The organism is Streptosporangium sp. NPDC002524 (genome assembly GCF_040295985.1).
In the GTDB taxonomy this organism is placed as follows: domain Bacteria; phylum Actinomycetota; class Actinomycetes; order Streptosporangiales; family Streptosporangiaceae; genus Streptosporangium.
Genome location: NZ_JBEOWK010000008.1, coordinates 395,377 through 413,783, shown reverse-complemented (window position 1 = coordinate 413,783; position 18,407 = coordinate 395,377). Strand labels below are relative to the sequence as shown.

Genomic DNA, 18,407 nt, shown 5'->3' with positions numbered 1-18,407 from the left:
AAGACCGAAACATACATCTCTGTGGATGTAGAGGCTGATGGCCCTATTCCAGGGCCGTATTCGATGGTCAGCTTTGGTATGTCGGTGGCCGGGCGGATGACCGGAAAGGTCTTCGAACCGGTGGATCCACAGAAGCACACGCACTACGTGGAGCTGCGGCCGATCAGTGAGGACCACGTCCCCGAGGCGCTCGCCGTGAGCGGGCTGGACCGGGAGACGCTGCTCCGCGAGGGCCGCGACCCGGCCGAGGCGATGCGGGACGCCGCCGCGTGGGTCCGCGAGGTGTGCGGGAACAGCTCACCGGTGCTGGCGGCCTACCCGCTCTCCTACGACTGGATGTGGATGTACTGGTACTTCATGCGCTTCACCGGCGTCTCGCCGTTCGGCCACTCGCGCTGCGTCGACCTCAAGACGCTGTACGCGGCCAAGGCGGGCGTGCCGATCGGCTGGGCGACGAAGCGGCAGATGCCCGAGCACCTGCGGTCGCGGCGGCCGCACACCCACAACGCGCTGGACGACGCGGTCGAGCAGGCCGAGCTGCTGCAGAACCTGATGGCCTTCGACCCGCCACGCCCCTGAGCGGACCGGCCTCCGAAGGGACGGGCGTCCAAGCGGGCCGGCGTCCGAACGAGGGTCGGCCACCCGGACCGGCGCCCGAGCGGGGCCGGTCACCTGGGCGGGCGGGTCAGCCGGATGGGCGGGCCACTTGAGCGGGTCGGCCGGATGGGCCGGTCACCTGGATGGACGAGGCACCCGGCCGGAGGCCGCCGGTCACCTGGGCGGGCCGGAGATGTTCAGGTCGCCGGTGTGGAAGGCGTTCTGGGTCGGCTCCAGACCGGCCCTGATCAGCGACTCCACCACGTCGGAGGCCCGGTCGACCAGGAACGCGAGGTCCTTGCGCTCGGCGGTGGCGAAGTCGCGCAGGACGTAGGCCGCGGCGTCCATCCGGCCGGGCGGGCGGCCGATGCCGAACCGTACCCGCAGGTAGTCCTTGGTCGCCAGCGACTTGGTGATCGACTTCAGCCCGTTGTGGCCGTTGTCGCCGCCCCCCAGCTTCGCCCTCAGCGCGCCGTACGGGATGTCCAGCTCGTCGTGGACCACGACCACGCGGGCCGGGTCGACCTTGTAGAAGTCGGCGAGGGCCTTGACCGGCCCGCCCGAGAGGTTCATGAAGGAGAGCGGCTTGGCCAGCACGGCGGGGACGCCCGCGAGGCGGCCCTCCAGCACCTCCGCCCGCGACCTGTGCGCCTTGAAGCGTCCCCCGGCCCGCGCGGCGAGCTCGTCCAGGACCATGAACCCCGCGTTGTGCCGGTTCCCGGCGTACTCCGGCCCGGGGTTTCCCAGGCCCACGACCAACCAGCGGTCCACGATCGGCATCCCTTCACACGCGTCAGGGCGGCCCGTTCCCGGGCCGCCCTGACAGATCTAGCAGAGAAAACTACTCGGCGCTCTCGGAGCTCTCGTCCTCGGCGGCCGGGGTGGCCTCGGCCGTCTCGGCGGCCTCGCCCTCCGGCTCGGCGACCGGGGTCGGGGCGACGATCAGGACCAGCGCCTCGGGGTCGGCGGCGAGCGTCGTGCCCTTGGGCAGCTTCAGGTCGGCGGCGGTGATCTGGGTGCCGACCTCCAGGCCCTCGACGTCGACCTCGACGCCCTCGGGGATGTGGGTGGCCTCGGTCTCGACGGAGACGGAGACGAGCTGCTGGTCGAGGATGCCGTCGGCGACCTCGCCCACCACGGTGACGGGGATGTCGACGGTGACCTTCTCGCCGCGACGGACGAGGATGAGGTCGACGTGCTCCAGGAAGCCCCGGATCGGGTCACGCTGGACGCCCTTGGGCAGGGCCAGCTCGGCCACCGCGCCCTCGAGACGGATCAGCACGTTCGGCGTACGCAGGGCGAGCAGCAGGTCGTGACCCGGCAGGGACAGGTGCTGGGGGTCGGTGCCGTGCCCGTAGAGGACGACGGGGACCTTGTTCTCGCGACGGATCTTGCGGGCTGCGCCCTTGCCGAACTTGTCACGGAGCTCGGTGGTGATGACCACTTCGGACATGGCTGATCTCCTAGGGATCTTGGGAATCGGAGAGGTGCGTTCCCCCTCACCCGCCCTAGCGGAAGGCGTTACGAACGCACGCAATCCCACAACCCTACCGTGTCAACGGCGACGCGAAACGCACCGCGACCCCGGCCGCCCCCGGAAGGGCCCCGGCCCGCCGTCCCGGAAGGATCCCGAACGCCCGCGGAAGGGCGTCGGCCCGCCCTCCCGGAAGGATCCCGGCCCTCCTGGAAAAACCGGGTCCGGCCGGGCGGCGAAAGGCCCCGCTCCCGGAAGGCCCCGCTCCCGGAAGGCCCCGCTCCCGGAAGGCACCGCCCCCGGAACGCGTGGACGACGGTTCCCGGGAGACGGGGCCCGAGTGTCAGCTGTCGCCCTCGAAGAGGCTGGTCACCGAGCCGTCGCTGAAGACCTCGCTGATCGCGCGGGCGATCAGGGGGGCGATCGACAGCACGGTGAGCTTGTCGAACCGCTTGTCCTCGGGGAGCGGCACCGTGTTGGTGACGATGACCTCGGAGATCCTGGAGTTCTTCAGCCGGTCGACCGCGGGGTCGGAGAAGACCGCGTGGGTGGCGGCCACGACCACGTTGGTGGCGCCCTGCTCGTACAGCGCGTCGGCCGCCTTGCAGATCGTCCCCGCGGTGTCGATCATGTCGTCGATCAGCACGCAGGTCCGGCCCCTGACCCGGCCGACGACCTCGCTCACCTTCACCTGGTTGGCCACGTCGAGGTCGCGGCGCTTATGGATGAACGCGAGCGGGGTGCCCAGCGTGTCGGCCCAGCGCTCGGAGAGCCGCACCCGGCCGGTGTCGGGCGAGACAACCGTCGTGGTGGCCAGGTCGAGCTTGTCCTTGAGGTAGTTGACCAGGACGGGCATGGCGAACAGGTGGTCCACCGGGCCGTCGAAGAAGCCCTGGATCTGGGAGGTGTGCAGGTCGATCGACATCAGCCGGTCGGCCCCGGCCGTCTTGAACATGTCGGCCATCAGGCGGGCGGTGATGGGCTCGCGACCCCGGCCCTTCTTGTCCTGGCGGGCGTAGCCGTAGAACGGCATGATCACGGTGATCCGCTTGGCGGAGGCGCGCTTGAGGGCGTCCACCATGATCAGCTGTTCCATGATCCACTGATTGATCGGCCAGGTGTGGCTCTGCATGACGAACGCGTCGCAGCCGCGGACCGACTCCTGGTAACGGGCGTAGATCTCCCCGTTGGCGAAGTCGCGCAGCGTGGTGGGCGCCGCGTCGACCCCGAGGTGGCTCGCCACCTCGTCCGCCAGCTCCGGGTGCGCGCGCCCGGAGAAGAACATCAGGTTCTTCTCGCCGGTCTTCTTGATGCCGCTCATGCCGTCTCCCTCGCCTGAGAGCACACCGATGTCCGCGCGACGCTGCCGTGCCCGCCGGGCCGCTCGCTTCGCTCACTCACGTCTGGCTCCCCTGCTGTTTCCCGGCCTCGGCGGCCCTTAACGCCGCCCCGGCCGATCTGGTGCCCGCGCGCCTGCGCACGACCCACCCTTCGATGTTGCGCTGCCGCGCGCGGGCCACCCCGATCGCCCCCGGGGGGACGTCCGTGTCGATGACCGAGCCCGCGGCCGTGTACGCGCCGTCGCCGATGGCGACCGGCGCGACGAGCATGGTGTCGCACCCGACGAAGGCGCCCTCGCCCACCGTCGTGTGGTGCTTGTCGACCCCGTCGTAGTTGACGAAGATCGCCGAAGCGCCGATGTTGGCGCCCGCGCCGATCGTGGCGTCGCCCACGTAGCTCAGGTGGGGCACCTTCGCACCCTCCCCGACCTGCGCGTTCTTCATCTCGACGTACGTCCCCGCCTTGGCCTTGCGCGCCAGGACGGTGCCGGGGCGCAGGTAGGCGTAGGGCCCGACCAGGGCCTCGGGGCCGATCACGGCGTCGACGCAGACGGCGTTGCGCACCAGCGCGCCCGCGCCGACGATCGTGTCGGTCAGGGTGCTGGCGGGGCCGATCTCGGCGCCCTCGGCGACCGTCGTGCAGCCGTGCAGCTGGGTGCCCGGGTGGATCACCACGTCCGCCTCGAGGATGACGTCGACGTCGACCCACGTGGCGGCCGGGTCGATCACGGTCACCCCGGCCCGCATGTGGGCCTCCAGCAGGCGGGCGTTGAGCACCTTGCGGGCGAAGGCCAGCTGCACGCGGTCGTTGACGCCCTCCACCTCCACGTAGTCGGCCGCGACGTGCGCGCCGACCCGGTGGCCGTCCTCCCGCAGGATCGCGAGGACGTCGGTGAGGTACTCCTCGCCCTGGGCGTTGGAGGCGGACACCCGCTTGACCGCGTCGGCGAGCAGGAGGCCGTCGAAGGCGTAGACGCCGGAGTTCATCTCCTTGATCGCCCGCTGCGCGGGGTCGGCGTCCTTCTCCTCGACGATCTCCAGGACCGCGCCCGAGTCGTCGCGGACGATCCGGCCGTAGCCGTGCGGATCGGGCACCTCGGCCGTCAGCACGGTGACGGCGTTGCCGTCCTCGCCGTGCCGTTCGAGCAGGGCGGCGAGGGTCTCGGTGCGCAGCAGCGGCGTGTCGCCGTACGTCACCAGGACGGTGCCGCCGATGGTGCCGGACGCCTCCAGGGCGGTCCTGACGGCGTGGCCGGTGCCCTTCTGCTCGGCCTGGACGACGGTCTGCGCGTCGGGGTCGGTCCCGGCGAGGTGCGCCTGGACCCGCTCCCGTTCGTGGCCGATGACGACAATGAGCCGCTCGGGGTCGAGGCCCCTGGCGGCGACGAGCATGTGGTCGACCAGGGTTCGGCCGCACAGCTCATGGAGGATCTTCGGTGTTCTCGACTTCATCCGGGTGCCCTCGCCTGCGGCGAGGACGATGACGGCTGCCGGGCGCGGCACACTCACGGACGAGGCTCCCTCGGCGTCGCGGCTGAGACATGGCGAAGCGCGATGACGGATGGCCACCCCCGGGGGGCGGCATCGTCACCTGCTCGACAACGTGAGGATACCTTCCCCCCCGGGAACCCACTCAGCCGACCAGCCGAGCGAATAAAACAGACACAAGGGATGGCTCCGGCACCAGGACTCGAACCTGGACAACAAGGACCAAAACCTTGCGGGCTGCCAATTACCCAATGCCGGATCGACCAGGCGATCGGGACGGTGCCCGCGCGCCCGGCACCCCTACGATACAGAGCCCGCGCCGCCGAACGCGCCTCGATTACGGACCCGCTTCGGCGGCCCGTCCCAGCGCCCGCCCACCCGCGACACACGCCCGCGCGCGAGGCACCCGTTTAGCAGGTCGGCCGGGGGTAGAACAAGTGATGGACCCGCTACGGCGTCAATCCCGAAGAGTCATGTTCCAGACATTCGGTTCTTAGGTGTTCCTAACTTACGATGGCGTAGGTTACGGTGGCGTAGCCGCACATGAGTCCTTGGCCTATTCCGAGCCACCGCGAGGTATCGCATGACCCTCATCGAAGAACGCCCCGCTAAGGGCCCCAAACCCGACGTCGACCCCGAGCGGAAGACCCTGCCCGAGATCATCACCTTCGGGGTGGTGGTCGGCGCACCGCTGATCGCGCTGGTCGCGGCCGTCCCGTTCGCCTGGGGGTGGGGGCTCGGCTGGTCCGACGTCGTCATCGCGGGCGTCTTCTACGTGGTCACCGGGCTGGGCGTCACCGTCGGCCTGCACCGCCACTTCACCCACGGCTCGTTCAAGGCCAAGCGCCCGCTGAAGATCGCGCTGGGCATCGCGGGCAGCCTCTCCATGGAGATGTCGGTGCTCGACTGGGTCGCCACCCACCGCAAGCACCACAGGTTCTCCGACAAGGAGGGCGACCCGCACTCGCCGTGGCGCTTCGGCACGGGCTTCGTGGCGGTGTCCAAGGGCCTGCTCTGGGCGCACATGGGCTGGCTGTTCGAGGCCGACCGGGCCAACCGGGAGAAGTACGCGCCCGACCTGGTCAAGGACCCCGACATCATCAAGCTGCACAAGTTCTTCCCGGTGCTGGCGATCACCACGATGGTCGCCCCCGCCCTGCTGGGCGGCCTGCTGACCTGGTCGTGGTGGGGCATGGCGACCGGCTTCTTCTGGGGCACGCTGGTCAGGATCGGCCTGCTGCACCACGTGACCTGGTCGATCAACTCCATCTGCCACGTCTTCGGCGAGGAGGCCTTCGAGTCGCGCGACAAGTCGCGCAACGTGTGGTGGCTGGCCATCCCCTCCTTCGGCGAGTCCTGGCACAACCTGCACCACTCCGACCCCACCTGCGCCAGGCACGGCGCGCTGAAGGGTCAGATCGACCTCAGCGCCGGTGTCATCCGCTGGTTCGAGAGGGCCGGATGGGCGTACGACGTCCGCTGGCCCACGCCCGAGCGTCTCGCCGCCAAGCGCATCGCCGCCTGACCCGGAATTCCAGTGCCGTCCGACACCGGGGAAACGCCATTATGAGAACCGTGAGCGAACCCCGACGGCGCATGTCAGGCAAGGAACGCAGGGAACAGCTGATCCAGATCAGCAGGACCCTCTTCGCGGAGAAGGGGTTCGACGGCACCTCGGTGGAGGAGATCGCGGCGACCGCCAACGTCTCCAAACCGGTGGTCTACGAGCACTTCGGCGGCAAGGAGGGCGTCTACGCGGTCGTCATCGACCGGGAGATGCAGAAGCTGCTGGGCCTGGTGACCGAGGCGCTCTCCGCCTCGCACTCGCTGATCAAACTGGAGCGGGCGGCCCTGGCCCTGCTGGCCTACGTGGAGGAGAACAGCGAGGGTTTCCGCATCCTCGTCCGCGACTCGCACGCGGCCTCGGGGACCGGCACGTTCGCCAGCCTGATCAACGACATCGCGAGCCAGGTCGAGGACGTCATGGTCGACGAGTTCGTCGAGCGCGGCTACGACCCCAAGCTGGCCCCCATGTACGCCCAGATGCTGGTCGGCATGGTGGCGCTGACCGGCCAGTGGTGGCTGGACGTGCGCAGGCCGCCGCGCGAGGAGGTCGCCGCCCACCTGGTCAACCTCGCCTGGAACGGCCTCACCGGCCTGGACCCCAACCCCCGGCTCACCGCCGCCTCGCGCGGCCTGGAGCACCGGCTGTCCCACCCGCAGCGCCCGGCCGAGGCCCCCTCCCCCGGCCCGGCATCCCGCGCCGCGGAGACGGAGGGGGAGTTACCCGCCGCGGGGGCGGGATCACCCCCGCCTCCGCGTCCCGAATTACCGCCGCCCCCGACCGAAAAGGAGATCCGGGAGCTGGAGAAGGCGCGCGAGCGGGAGCTGAGGAACCAGGAGAAGCTGCGCGAGCGCGAGCTCAAGGAGCGGGAGAAGCTGCGGCAGCGCGAGGAGCGCGAGGCCGAGAAGCTGGCCAGGGAGCTGGAGAAGGCGCGGCTCCGCGAGCAGCGGGAGCTGGAGAAGGCGCGCGAGCGGGAGTATCGGGAGCAGCAGCGGTTGCTGAGGGAGCAGGAGAAGACCCGCCTCAAGGAGGCCAGGGCCGCCGAGCGCGACACCCTCAAGCACGCCAAACTCGCCGGCGAGGAGCGGGAAAAGCTTGAACCAAGTGGATAAGCAACAGCGCTCGTTGAGACTAAATTAACGTTCCGTTCAACCAAAGCGGGCATTCTGGTCATATGTCCGCTGAACTCGTTCGCCCCACCCCCGACGGGCTTCCTCTACCCCAGGAGCGCTTCCTCAACCGAGAGGAGAGCTGGCTCCAGTTCAACCAGCGAGTTCTGGAGCTGGCGGAGGACTCGTCCCTGCCTTTACTGGAACGGGTGCGGTTCCTGGCCATCTTCGCCAGCAACCTCGACGAGTTCTTCCGAGTCCGGGTGGCCGGGCTGAAACGGCGGATGGCCACCGGGCTGCTGCTCCGCACGAAGAGCGGGCTGAAGCCCCGCGAGGAGCTGGCCAGGATCGCGGCGATCGCCAACGACCTCGCGCAGCGGCAGTCGGCCTGCTTCTACGAGCGGATCTGCCCGCAGCTGGGGGCCGAGGGCATCGAGATCGTGCGCTGGGAGGACCTGGGCCGTGACGAGCGCGGCGAGATGCGCAAGCTCTTCAGGGAGCGGATCAGGCCGGTGCTGACGCCGCTCGCCGTCGACCCCGCCCATCCCTTCCCGTACATCTCCGGCCTGTCCCTGAACCTGGCCGTCACCGTCCGTAACCCCTCGACGGGGAACACGGTCTTCGCCAGGGTCAAGGTGCCCAGCCAGCTCCCCCGCTTCGTCACGGCGTCGGTGAACCGCTTCGTCCCGCTGGAGGACGTGATCGCCGCCCACCTCGGGCAGCTGTTCAAGGGCATGGAGGTTGTCGAGCACCACGTCTTCCGGGTGACCCGCAACGAGGACCTCGACGTCGACGAGGACGTCACCGAGAACCTCATGCAGGCGCTGGAGCGCGAGCTGCTCAAGCGCCGCTTCGGCCCCCCGGTCCGGCTGGAGGTCGAGGACACCATCACACCCGAGGTGCTCGACCTGCTGGTGGACGAGCTGGGGGTGGCCGAGCACGAGATCTACCGGCTGCCGGGGCCGCTGGACCTGACCGGGCTGCACGCGATCGCCGACCTGGACCGGGGCGAGCTGAGCTTCCGCCCGTTCGTGCCCGCGGAGGTCGTGCACGTCGAGGACGACATCTTCGCGGTGCTGCGCGAGCGGGACGTGCTGCTGCACCACCCGTACGACTCGTTCTCCACGAGCGTGCAGCGGTTCATCGAGCAGGCCGCGGCCGACCCCGCCGTCCTCGCCATCAAGCAGACGCTCTACCGCACCAGCGGCGACTCGCCCATCGTGGACGCGCTGATCGACGCCGCCGAGGCGGGCAAGCAGGTCGTCGTGGTGGTGGAGATCAAGGCCAGGTTCGACGAGCACGCCAACATCACCTGGGCGCGCAAGCTGGAACGCGCCGGATGCCACGTGGTCTACGGCGTCGTCGGGCTGAAGACCCACTGCAAGCTCGCCCTGGTCGTGCGCCAGGAGTCCTCTGGCGAGCTGCGCAGCTACTGCCACATCGGCACCGGGAACTACAACCCCAAGACCGCCAGGCTGTACGAGGACCTCGGCCTGCTCACCGCCGACCGGCTGGTCGGCGAGGACGTCACGGACCTGTTCATCCACCTGACCGGCTACTCCAACCACTCGGCCTACCGGCGGCTGCTGGTCGCCCCGCACTCCCTGCGCGGCGGGCTGCTGGCCAGGATCGAGCGGGAGATCTCCCACCAGGAGGCCGGCCGCCCCGCCAGGATCAGGATGAAGACGAACTCCCTGGTCGACGAGCCCATCATCGACGCCCTCTACCGGGCGTCGCGGGCCGGCGTACCGGTGGACCTGTGGGTGCGGGGGGTCTGCACGCTCCGTCCCGGCATCCCCGAGATGTCGGAGAACATCAGGGTGAGGAGCGTGCTGGGCCGGTTTCTCGAACACTCGCGGATCTACGAGTTCGGCCACGGCCGGCGCCCGGAGATCTGGATCGGCAGCGGCGACATGATGCGCCGCAACATCGAACGCCGGGTGGAGGCGCTGGTCAAGGTCTCCAGCCAGCAGCAGCGCAGCTACCTCAGCGACCTGCTGGACCGGGCCATGTCGGACGACACGACGACCTGGTGGCTCAACTCCGACGGGACCTGGACCCGCCATCCCGGCGACGACCTGCAGACCCACCTGATCGGCACCCGCCGATGGAGAGCGATCGATGACTGAGCGCGACACCGGCCGGGACGACACGATCCGCGCGGCCGGGGTGGTCGTCTGGCGCGGCTCCCCGGCCGCGCCGGAGATCGCCCTCGTCCACCGGCCCAAGTACGACGACTGGTCGTTCCCCAAGGGGAAGCTGAAGCGCGGCGAGCACCCCGTCGCGGGCGCGCTGCGCGAGCTGGCCGAGGAGACGGGGATCGTCGCGGAGTTCGGCCGGTCGCTGCCGTCGAGCCACTACCTGAAGGGCGGGCGGCCCAAGCGCGTCGACTACTGGCTGGCCAGGATGGTCGCCGAGGGTTCCCGTACCGACACGCACGAGGTCGACGACGTGGCCTGGATGCCGGTGGACGAGGCCGCGCGGCGCCTGAGCTACGAGTGGGACGCCGGGCTGCTCCACGCGCTCGGCGAGGCGACCCCGGCGACCACCCCGCTCGTCCTGGTACGGCACGGCCTGGCGGGCAACCGGCAGGACTGGAAGGGCGACGACGACGATCGGCCGCTCGACAGGCACGGGCGCGGCCAGGCCGGGGTCCTGGCGGCCGTGCTGGGCGCCTTCCGCCTCACGGAGCTGGTCAGCTCCCCCAGCAGGCGGTGCGTGCAGACCCTGGAGCCGTACGCCAAGCGGGCCGGTCTGCCGATCCGGCTCGAAGCCGTCCTGTCGGAGAGCGGCTACGACGCCCAGGCCTCCCTGCGGCTGGCCACGGAGGCGATGGCCCTGAACCGGCCCGTCGCGCTCTGCAGCCACGGCAAGATCCTGCCCGAGCTGATCACCGGCCTCGACGAGCGGGCGGGCGGCACACGGCTGGCCAAGGGCGCGTTCCTGGTGCTGCACCACGCGGGCGGCGACGTCGTGGCCGCGGACGGGTACGAGGTCTGACACCTGCGGGGTTCGCGGCCCAGTCCTCGGAGGGCGGGGCCGCGGACCCCTCGGTCCCACCGGCCGCGAAACCCCCGGTCCTACCGGCCGCGAACCCTACGGTCCCATCGGCCGCGAACCCCCCGGTCCCGTCGGCCGCGATCCCGGGAGGGCGCCCTCCGGTGGAATCCGCCGCGGGACGCCGGGGTGTTCGGGAAGGGGTCAGAGGAGCTTCGCGACGGCGGCCGTGGTCTCCGCCCAGACCCGGGGGAACTCCTCCCAAGCGCGCGCGGCCCCGGCCCGTTCCACGCCGGTCAGCACGCCGTAGGTGAACGTGTCCTCCCCGGCCAGGCGGGCGTTCGCGGCCTCGGCCGCGAGCCGCTCCTGCGCGACGACGCCGTCCATGTGGGTGCCCAGCACCTCCTGCACGGCCTCCGCCAGCTTGGCCAGCCTCTTCATGCCGAGCACCTCTGCGGTGTAGCGGGCCCGCTTGGCCGCCTTGCGCACGTCGTGCATGGCGATCTCGCGCTCGGACTCGTTCTCGATGGCCTGGGCGGTGTCGTAGGCCCTGGTGACCCGGCGCCAGCTCTTGGCGGCGACGGCGTCCAGGGTGTCGGCGGGCTTCTTCGCGGCCTTGGTGAGCACCGGGGTGCCGGTCAGGTCGTCGAGGGCGTCGAGCAGGGCGAAGTAGCGCTCCCCGCCGAGGGTGTCCCTGATCCGGTCGAGGGCCTCGTGCTCGTCGTCCAGCAGGTCGGAGCTGAGGCGCGCCCTGACCGGGCCCACGATCAGCCCGTCGTCCAGGGCGTCGAGCCTGCGCGCGAACCGCTCGCGGACGACCTCCAGGTCACGGGCCTCGCCGAGGACCGCGCCGAGCCACTTGAGCTCCTCCTGGAGGTTGTCGGTCCCCTCGACGACCGTCTTGAACGACTTCAGCGCGCTGCGGAGCCTCCGGGCGGCGACGCGCATCTGGTGGACGGCGTCCTCCTCCGCCTTCCTCACCCGGGGGTCCTGCGCGAGCAGCGCTCCGGCCTGGGCGGTGAGGTAGCCGACGACGACCTCACCCGCCGACCCCGGAGCGGTCTCGGCGCGCGGATGCTCCGAGACCGCTCCGGCGCCGCCGAGCAGGCGCGCGAGCTTGCTGGCCGAGTCGGCGGGGACGGCCCCGGCCTTGCCCAGCCGCTTGCCGACCTTCCCCAGCAGCCTCTCGTCGCCCTGGAGCAGCTCCGCCTCGACCTCGCGCCAGCGCTCGACGTGGGGTTCGTCGCCGAACACGGTGCCCTTGACCCGGTCGTCGGCGATCTCGACCAGCCCGACCCCGGCGCCGTTGACCAGGGTGGTGACGGCGCGGCGGGTGTCCAGCTCGGCGATGGGCCCGAGCGGGGCGCCCCGGGTGTAGGCGAGCACCAGGTCCGCCAGCTCGGCGGGGACGATCTTGGCGCTCCGGGTCAGCGGGTGGGTGATCTCCTGCCGGACGCCCTTGGCCTTGGGAAGCTTGAGGTGCCAGCCCGGGTCGGTGCCGCCCCTGCGCCTGCGCAGGGTGATCCCCCGCGCGGCGAGCCTCAGGTCGGGCGTGTCGAAGTAGAGGGCGACCAGCTGATGGGTCTTCGGACCCACGACCTCCGCCGAGCCCGGCAGGCCCGTGAGATCCGGCACCTGGTAGTCCACCGGCACGTCGAACTTGTCCTCAATCTCTATTCCCACAGGTCATCCCCAGATTTGCCCAGATATCTACCATGTCTTCGCAGTATTTATTGATGCCCTGTTATCCGTCCAGGAACCCCGGCCGATAGCCTCCGAGGCCGCCGGGGTGATGGCACCACCGGCCGCCCGTCCGGCCGAGCGGCAGGTCACGGGCGTGTTCGGACCCGATCGGCCGCTCGGCCGCACGGGCGCCGGTCGATTACGGCCGCCTCCCGGCACGACCGGGTCACGGGGGTGAGGTGACCATCTCACCGCGCGATCGGGTGACGGAGGCGGTGCAGCCGTCTCCCGGGCAGCCGTCTCCGAGCACGACCGGGTCACGGAGCGGGCGTCACGTTCTCCGGGTGCCGCAGGCGTACGGGGGTGAAGAGGGCGGTCACCGCGATCAGCAGGCAGCAGGCGCCCGCCAGGACGAAGACCGGGGTGGCGCCGTAGCGGGCCGCGCCCCAGGTGAGGGCGGCGGCGCCGATGGGGCCCATGGAGAAGTGGATGGTCCAGAACGCCGAGGTGACCCGCCCGAGCAGGTGGTCGGGGGTCACCTGCTGGCGCAGGGACATGGAGCAGATCCCCGCGACGCTTACGCAGCCGAGGTAGAGGGCCACGACGGCCGCCACCCCCCAGACGGAACCCGCGAACCCGGCGCCGACGATCGCGAGCCCGGCCACGGCCTGCGCGCCGATCCACGCGGGGCCGAACCCCACCCGCGCGCGCAGCCGCGCGACCAGGAGAGAGCCGATCACCGTGCCGACCGCGGCGATGCCGAGGACCACCCCGACGGCGGAGTCAGGCCGGCCCAGGTCGTACTTGAGCCGGTAGATCACGAGGTCGGTCAGCCCGAGCGTCAGGAAGACGAAGAACGACAGCAGGACGGTCAGCACGCGCAGCACCGGGTGGCGCCACAGGAAGACCGCCCCGGCCAGGATCTCGCGCCACGGCTTCTCCCGTACGGCGGGCGCCGCGGGTCCGCCGGTGGTGCGGGGGATGCGGATCAGGTAGACGCCGATCGCGGACACCGCGAAGCTCGCGGCGTTGATGCCGATCGCGGCGGTCAGCCCGAACCTGCCCGCCACCACCCCGGCCAGCATCGGGCCGAGGATCCCCGCCGCGGCGGCGGTCGCGTAGAGCTTGCCGTTGGCGTCGGTGACGCGTCCGTCGCCGACGAGGTTGCGCACCGCGGTCACGTAGGTGACCTGGAAGACCATGCCGACGGCCTCGGCCAGCGGCAACACCACGTACAGCAGCCAGATCCGCGGTCCCGTCATCCAGGCCAGCGGGATCAGGGCGTACAGGACGAGCCTGGCGAGGTCGCAGACGATGAGCAGCGTACGCCGGTCGAACCGGTCGACGAGGACCCCGGCGAACACCCCCGCGACGACCGAGGCCGCGCCCGAGACGCCGGTCAGCAGGCCCATCTGCGCGACGGATCCCGTCACGTTCAGGATCAGGAGGGGGACGGCGATGAGGGCGAACGAGTCACCGGCCACGGAAAGGGTCTGCGCGCCCCAGAAGACGCCGAACGAGCGATCCCGCCACAGCGGGCGTGGCGCTTCCGCTCCGGACCCCGCCGCTTCTCTCACCGGCCGCCTGACGCTCGTCCAATGGATCGCCGGGCCCGCCGCGACCGGGCGTGCCCGCCCGGCTTGGCCTGACACCCCGTGAGCGCGGCCCGCGTACCGCCCGGATCACACCAAATCACACCGTTCATCACTGGATCAAGCCACTTCAAGCCACTTCGGGGCGGGGCCTGGCGAACAGCTCCGGCTGCCCCCGGGCCACCGCGCGGCCCACGGGTTCGTAGGATGGCCGGTGCCCGGCGGGCGTGACCCGTGTCCGATTCCGGCTCGGGCTCGGGCTCGGATCCGGCTCCGGTTCCGGTTCAGGCTCCGGCTCCGGTTCCGGCTCGGGTTCCGGTTCCGGTTTCGGCGAGAATCCGGCTGGTATCGCGCCTTCCCGGACCGTCGCCCGGGGCGGGCTGACACTTTTCGCGCCGCTCGCCCGTCCCAATGGGGCGAGCATGTCGCGGAGACGGCTGATACAGCGGCGACAGCGACGGCAGTGGCGACAGCGGAGACAGCCGCGACGATCGGGAGGCGGATCATTGGGCGAGGCGGGAGCCGGGGACGGCGCGCTCGTCGCCGCCGCGCGGGCGGGCGACGAACCGGCGTTCGCCGAACTCGTCGAACGCCACCGGCGGGAACTCCAGGTGCACTGCTACCGGATGCTCGGCTCGTTCGAGGAGTCGGAGGACCTGGTGCAGGAGACGTTCCTGCGGGCGTGGCGCGGGCGCGAGACCTTCCAGGGCCGCTCCACCTACCGCGCGTGGCTCTACCGGATCGCGACGAACGCGTGTCTCGACTTCCTCGACCGGCACCCGCGCCGCCCGCGACCGCGTGAGACCGGACAGGCACAGGACGCGTACGCGGTGCCGCCGCCGGCCGAGGTCCGGTGGTTGCAGCCGTACCCGGATCGGCTGCTGGAGCCTGCGGCGTCCGGGGAGACGGAACCGGACGCCGCCGTGGTGGGCAAGGAGACCATCGAGCTGGCGTTCCTCGTCGCCCTCCAGCACCTGCCCCCGGGGCAGCGGGCGGCGCTGATCCTGCGAGACGTGCTCGGCTGGCCCGCCGGGGAGACCGCCGTGCTGCTCGGGACGAGCGTCGACTCGGTCAAGAGCGCCCTGAAGCGGGCACGATCGACCCTGAGGACGCACCTTCCGGAACACCGGCTGGAATGGTCGCCGCCGGCGGCCCCGACCGCGCGCGAGCGGGAGTTGCTGCGGCGCTTCATGGACGCCCACGAGCGGGCCGACACGGCCGCGCTCGCGGAGCTGCTGAGCGAGGACGTGCGGATGACGATGCCGCCGCGTCCGTTCTGGTTCTCCGGTCGCGAGGCGGTCGAGGCCTTCTCCGCACACGCCTTCGGGCCGGACTCGCCGCTGTACCGGGGAGAATGGCGGAGCGTGCCCACCCGGGCGAACCGGCAGCCGGCGGTGGCGGGGTACGTCCGGCTGCCGGGAGACTCCGCGTACCGGCCCCAGGTGCTCAACGTGCTGCGGACCGGGGGCGGGAGGATCGTCGAGATCACCGTCTTCGAGCCGCGCCTGTTCCCCGCGTTCGGGCTGCCGTCGACGTTGTCCTGACCACCGGCCGGCCCCGCGCCCGGCCGGTGACCCCTTTTCCGGCGCCTCGCCGTCTCAACACGTACGACCCCGGCAGGCGGGGTCGAGACGACGAGGAGCGAGCCCGATGGTGATCGACGACCGCGAGGACGTGATGGCGCTGCCGCAGGGGGACGTCCGCCTGCTGGGCAGTGAGGTGGCGCGGCGCCTGCTCGCCTCGAAGGAACTGGCGCGGCTGGCGTACGTGGCGGCGGACGGCACCCCGCGCGTGTTCCCGATGTTGTTCCACTGGACGGGCACCGAGGTCGTCATGTCCACGTTCGCCGGGGCGCGTAAGATCGCCGCCCTGCGGGCGAGGCCCGACGTCGCCATCACCATCGACGCCGCGTCCACGCCGCCCGAGGTGCTCCTCGTCCGCGGCCGGGCGTCGGTCACCGACGTCGAGGGGATCGTGCCGGAGTACGCGCTCGCCCAGCACCGTTACGCCGGGGCCGAGCAGGGCGCCGCCAACGTGTCGGCGGTGGATCATCCCGGTACGAGGATGGCCCGCATCGCCGTCCGTCCGGCCTGGGTCGGGGTCCTCGACTTCACGACCCGGATGCCCGGGGGCGCCGGCGCGGAGGACTTCGAGCGCCGGGGCCGGTTGTGACGGCCGGTCCGGACCCCCGCCCACCTCGGAAGGAATACCGGACATGACCACCTACGTACTGATCCCCGGTGCCGCGTCCGACTCCTGGTACTGGCACCTCCTCGCCGCCGAGCTCCGGGCGCGCGGCCATGACGTGGTCACGCCCGACCTGCCGTGCGACGACGACTCGGCCGGGCTCTCCGAGTACGCCGACGCGGTGGTCGACGCCATCGGTGACCGTGGCGACCTCGTCCTGGTCGCCCAGTCCTTCGGCGGGTTCACCGCGCCGCTGGTGTGCGAGCGGGTGCCGGTCGGCCTCCTGGTGCTGCTGACGGCGATGATCCCGTCACCGGGCGAACCGCCCGGCGCCTGGTGGGCGAACACCGGCTGGGAGGCGGCGAGGCGCGAGCAGGACGAACGCGACGGCCGGGCGCCGGACGACGACATCGCCCTGTTCCTCCACGACGTCCCGCCCGAGCTGGCGGCGGAGGCGCTGAGGAGGGGCCGAGGGCAGTCCGCCACCCCGTTCGCCGAGCCGTGGCCGCTCGACGCCTGGCCGTCCGTGCCGACGAGATTCCTGCTGTGCCGCGACGACCGCTTCTTCCCCGCCGGGTTCATGCGCCGCGTCGTCGGGGAACGGCTGGGAACCGTCCCCGACGAGATCGGCGGAGGCCACGGCATCGCCCTCAGCCGCCCCGGGGAGCTGGCCGACCGGCTGGAGGCGTACCGGGCGGCCATGGACGGTCACACCGTGACGTGAGTCCCCTTTCGCCGGGGTTCCGGGTCATCTCCGGGCGACCACGAAGATCCTGCGGAAGGGGAAGACCGTGCCGTACGGCCCGCGCGGGTAGGCCTCGCGGAGCAGCGCGGCGCAGTCGGCGAGGAAGGCGGTGGCCTCGGCGGGCTCCAGGCGGTCGAGCACGGGACGCAGGGCGGTGCCGGTGATCCAGGCGAGCACGGCGTCGTCACCGGGCAGGACGTGCAGGTAGGTGGTCTCCCACGCGTCCACCCGGCAGCCCAGGCCGGTGAGCAGGCCGAGGTACGCGGCCAGGTCGTCGACCGGGGAGGGACGGACGAGATCGCCGAGCCGGTCGCGCCACGCCGTCCGGCACAGCTCGCGGACCAGGGCGTGGCTGGGGGCGTCGAAGTTGCCCGGGACCTGGAAGGCGAGCCAGCCGCCGGGGGCGAGGGTCTCCACCCAGCGCGGCAGCAGCTCGCGGTGCCCGGGCACCCACTGCAGGACGGCGTTGGACACGATCACGTCGACCGGCCGCTCGGGACGCCACCGCGTGACGTCGTCGACGGAGAAGGTCAGCGAGCCGCCCGCGGGGGCCTTCTCGACCATGGCGGGCGAGGAGTCGAACCCGTGGACGCGGGCGCCGGGCCACCGCCGGGCGAGCTCGGCGGTGAGCTCGCCGGTGCCGCAGCCCGCGTCGACAACGTGGCCGGGGCGCTCCGCGGCTATCCTGGAAACAAGATCGAAGAATGGCCGCGAGCGCTCGTCGGCGTAGCGGCCGTAGACCAGGGGATCCCACATATCTCTTGACATCAAGACAAGTGATATCCGGCGAGATATCTCGATGTCAAGACAGATAGACTCGCGCCATGACCCTGCACCACGCGGACCACGGCCCCGGGCGTCCGTCCGCCGCGAAGGACGAGCCCGTCGCGGCCGGCGCGCCCGGCAGGGGCCCCGACGGGGACCCCCGCAGGGACTCCGGCAAGGACCTCGACAGGGACCCTTCCAAGGACCCCGGCATGGACGTCGGCAGGCACTCCGGCAGGGACCTCGGCGGGAACTCCGGCAGGGACCCCTCCAAGGACCCCGGCAAGGACGTCGGCAGGCACTCCGGCAGGGACCTCGGCAGGGACGAGGTCGACCTGCTCGTCGCCGCCTGGCGTCAGGAACGCCCCGACCTCGACGTGGAGCCGCTCCAGGTGCTCAGCCGGGTCTCCCGGCTGGCCCGCCACCTCGACCGCGCCCGCCGGGCCTCCTTCGCCGAGCACGGCCTGGAGACCTGGGAGTTCGACGTGCTCACCGCCCTGCGCCGGGCCGGGGAGCCGTACGAGATGAGCCCGGGGGCGCTGCTCCGCGCGACGCTGGTGACCTCGGGGACGATGACCAACCGGATCGACCGGCTGGCCGCGGCCGGGCTGGTGAGACGGCGCCCCGACCCCGAGGACCGGCGCGGCGTCCTGGTCTCCCTGACCGACGCCGGGCGGACGCGCGTGGACGGCGCCTTCGCCGACCTGCTGCGCCGCGAGCGCGATCTCCTGTCGGGCCTGGGAAAACGCGAACAGCAGGCCCTTTCGGACCTGCTGCGCACGCTACTTGTCCCTTTTGACGCCACCGACACCGGAGTGCGCTGACCCTTCATGCCCTCCGAGGAAGATCCAAACCCGGGCCTTCCC

General features: G+C 71.4%; 16 protein-coding genes and 1 tRNA gene. 9 read left to right on the top strand and 8 right to left on the bottom strand.

Translation table 11 applies throughout. The annotated features are described in order from the left end of the window. Positions 1-120 precede the first annotated feature (120 nt). Positions 121-579, top strand: a complete 459-nt coding sequence (locus ABT053_RS17140) for a 3'-5' exonuclease family protein (RefSeq protein ID WP_350969984.1) — start codon at positions 121-123, stop codon at positions 577-579. Between the two features lie 192 nt (positions 580-771). Here ABT053_RS17140 and pth read toward each other — a convergent pair whose 3' ends face one another. The 5 genes from pth to ABT053_RS17115 form a co-directional block, all read right to left on the bottom strand. Further along, entirely contained in the window at positions 772-1,377 is a 606-nt protein-coding gene (pth, locus tag ABT053_RS17135; RefSeq protein WP_350969983.1) for an aminoacyl-tRNA hydrolase, read from the bottom strand. Positions 1,378-1,438: 61 nt separating this feature from the next. Continuing rightward, positions 1,439-2,050, bottom strand: coding sequence for a 50S ribosomal protein L25/general stress protein Ctc (locus ABT053_RS17130; protein ID WP_350969982.1), 612 nt, complete (start codon positions 2,048-2,050; stop codon positions 1,439-1,441). 364 nt (positions 2,051-2,414) lie between these two features. Next, the gene (locus ABT053_RS17125) at positions 2,415-3,392 is read right to left on the bottom strand and encodes a ribose-phosphate diphosphokinase (RefSeq protein ID WP_350969981.1); all 978 of its coding nucleotides are present in this window, start codon (positions 3,390-3,392) and stop codon (positions 2,415-2,417) included. A 76-nt stretch (positions 3,393-3,468) separates the two neighbouring features. Continuing rightward, positions 3,469-4,920: a bifunctional UDP-N-acetylglucosamine diphosphorylase/glucosamine-1-phosphate N-acetyltransferase GlmU gene (gene glmU / locus ABT053_RS17120; protein ID WP_350969980.1), complete on the bottom strand. Its 1,452-nt coding sequence runs from the start codon at positions 4,918-4,920 to the stop codon at positions 3,469-3,471. A 163-nt stretch (positions 4,921-5,083) separates the two neighbouring features. Beyond that, positions 5,084-5,158: transfer RNA gene (locus ABT053_RS17115), tRNA-Gln, on the bottom strand. Positions 5,159-5,482: 324 nt separating this feature from the next. On the opposite strand from ABT053_RS17115, the gene ABT053_RS17110 reads away from it, so the two are divergent. The 4 genes from ABT053_RS17110 (at position 5,483) to ABT053_RS17095 (ending at position 10,572) form a co-directional block, all read left to right on the top strand. Next, on the top strand, positions 5,483-6,424 hold the full coding sequence (locus ABT053_RS17110; RefSeq protein ID WP_350969979.1) for an acyl-CoA desaturase: 942 nt from the start codon (positions 5,483-5,485) through the stop codon (positions 6,422-6,424). 41 nt (positions 6,425-6,465) lie between these two features. Next, the gene (locus ABT053_RS43465) at positions 6,466-7,575 is read left to right on the top strand and encodes a TetR/AcrR family transcriptional regulator (RefSeq protein WP_502991787.1); all 1,110 of its coding nucleotides are present in this window, start codon (positions 6,466-6,468) and stop codon (positions 7,573-7,575) included. A 62-nt stretch (positions 7,576-7,637) separates the two neighbouring features. After that, positions 7,638-9,701, top strand: coding sequence for an RNA degradosome polyphosphate kinase (locus ABT053_RS17100; RefSeq protein ID WP_350969977.1), 2,064 nt, complete (start codon positions 7,638-7,640; stop codon positions 9,699-9,701). Further along, positions 9,694-10,572, top strand: a complete 879-nt coding sequence (locus ABT053_RS17095) for an NUDIX hydrolase (RefSeq protein ID WP_350969976.1) — start codon at positions 9,694-9,696, stop codon at positions 10,570-10,572. The genes ABT053_RS17100 and ABT053_RS17095 overlap by 8 nt, the downstream gene beginning before the upstream one ends. A gap of 201 nt (positions 10,573-10,773) precedes the next feature. On the opposite strand, the gene ABT053_RS17090 is transcribed toward ABT053_RS17095, so the two are convergent. Beyond that, complete coding sequence (locus ABT053_RS17090; protein WP_350969975.1) at positions 10,774-12,252, bottom strand: CYTH and CHAD domain-containing protein; 1,479 nt, start codon at positions 12,250-12,252, stop codon at positions 10,774-10,776. Between the two features lie 317 nt (positions 12,253-12,569). Next, the gene (locus tag ABT053_RS17085; RefSeq protein WP_350969974.1) at positions 12,570-13,829 is read right to left on the bottom strand and encodes an MFS transporter; all 1,260 of its coding nucleotides are present in this window, start codon (positions 13,827-13,829) and stop codon (positions 12,570-12,572) included. Between the two features lie 521 nt (positions 13,830-14,350). On the opposite strand from ABT053_RS17085, the gene ABT053_RS17080 reads away from it, so the two are divergent. The 3 genes from ABT053_RS17080 to ABT053_RS17070 all read left to right on the top strand — a co-directional run bounded on the left by ABT053_RS17080 (position 14,351) and on the right by ABT053_RS17070 (position 16,755). After that, positions 14,351-15,388: a sigma-70 family RNA polymerase sigma factor gene (locus ABT053_RS17080; protein WP_350969973.1), complete on the top strand. Its 1,038-nt coding sequence runs from the start codon at positions 14,351-14,353 to the stop codon at positions 15,386-15,388. A gap of 106 nt (positions 15,389-15,494) precedes the next feature. Next, on the top strand, positions 15,495-16,016 hold the full coding sequence (locus tag ABT053_RS17075) for a pyridoxamine 5'-phosphate oxidase family protein (protein WP_350969972.1): 522 nt from the start codon (positions 15,495-15,497) through the stop codon (positions 16,014-16,016). 43 nt (positions 16,017-16,059) lie between these two features. Next, positions 16,060-16,755 (top strand): alpha/beta hydrolase, encoded by a 696-nt coding sequence (locus tag ABT053_RS17070; protein WP_350969971.1) that lies wholly within the window; start codon positions 16,060-16,062, stop codon positions 16,753-16,755. A gap of 24 nt (positions 16,756-16,779) precedes the next feature. Here the strand turns inward: ABT053_RS17070 and ABT053_RS17065 are convergent, their stop codons facing one another. Then, complete coding sequence (locus ABT053_RS17065) at positions 16,780-17,544, bottom strand: trans-aconitate 2-methyltransferase (protein WP_350969970.1); 765 nt, start codon at positions 17,542-17,544, stop codon at positions 16,780-16,782. Between the two features lie 332 nt (positions 17,545-17,876). Between ABT053_RS17065 and ABT053_RS17060 the strand changes: the two genes are divergently transcribed. After that, positions 17,877-18,365, top strand: a complete 489-nt coding sequence (locus tag ABT053_RS17060) for a MarR family winged helix-turn-helix transcriptional regulator (protein WP_350970014.1) — start codon at positions 17,877-17,879, stop codon at positions 18,363-18,365. Positions 18,366-18,407 lie beyond the last annotated feature (42 nt).

Coding starts and splice junctions, on each gene's coding strand:
- pth (WP_350969983.1), bottom strand. CDS start 1,377: ATGCCGATCGTGGACCGCTGGTTGGTCGTGGGCCTGGGAAACCCCGGG.
- ABT053_RS17130 (WP_350969982.1), bottom strand. CDS start 2,050: ATGTCCGAAGTGGTCATCACCACCGAGCTCCGTGACAAGTTCGGCAAG.
- ABT053_RS17125 (WP_350969981.1), bottom strand. CDS start 3,392: ATGAGCGGCATCAAGAAGACCGGCGAGAAGAACCTGATGTTCTTCTCC.
- ABT053_RS17110 (WP_350969979.1), top strand. CDS start 5,483: ATGACCCTCATCGAAGAACGCCCCGCTAAGGGCCCCAAACCCGACGTC.
- ABT053_RS43465 (WP_502991787.1), top strand. CDS start 6,466: ATGAGAACCGTGAGCGAACCCCGACGGCGCATGTCAGGCAAGGAACGC.
- ABT053_RS17100 (WP_350969977.1), top strand. CDS start 7,638: ATGTCCGCTGAACTCGTTCGCCCCACCCCCGACGGGCTTCCTCTACCC.
- ABT053_RS17095 (WP_350969976.1), top strand. CDS start 9,694: ATGACTGAGCGCGACACCGGCCGGGACGACACGATCCGCGCGGCCGGG.
- ABT053_RS17075 (WP_350969972.1), top strand. CDS start 15,495: ATGGTGATCGACGACCGCGAGGACGTGATGGCGCTGCCGCAGGGGGAC.
- ABT053_RS17070 (WP_350969971.1), top strand. CDS start 16,060: ATGACCACCTACGTACTGATCCCCGGTGCCGCGTCCGACTCCTGGTAC.
- ABT053_RS17065 (WP_350969970.1), bottom strand. CDS start 17,544: ATGTCAAGAGATATGTGGGATCCCCTGGTCTACGGCCGCTACGCCGAC.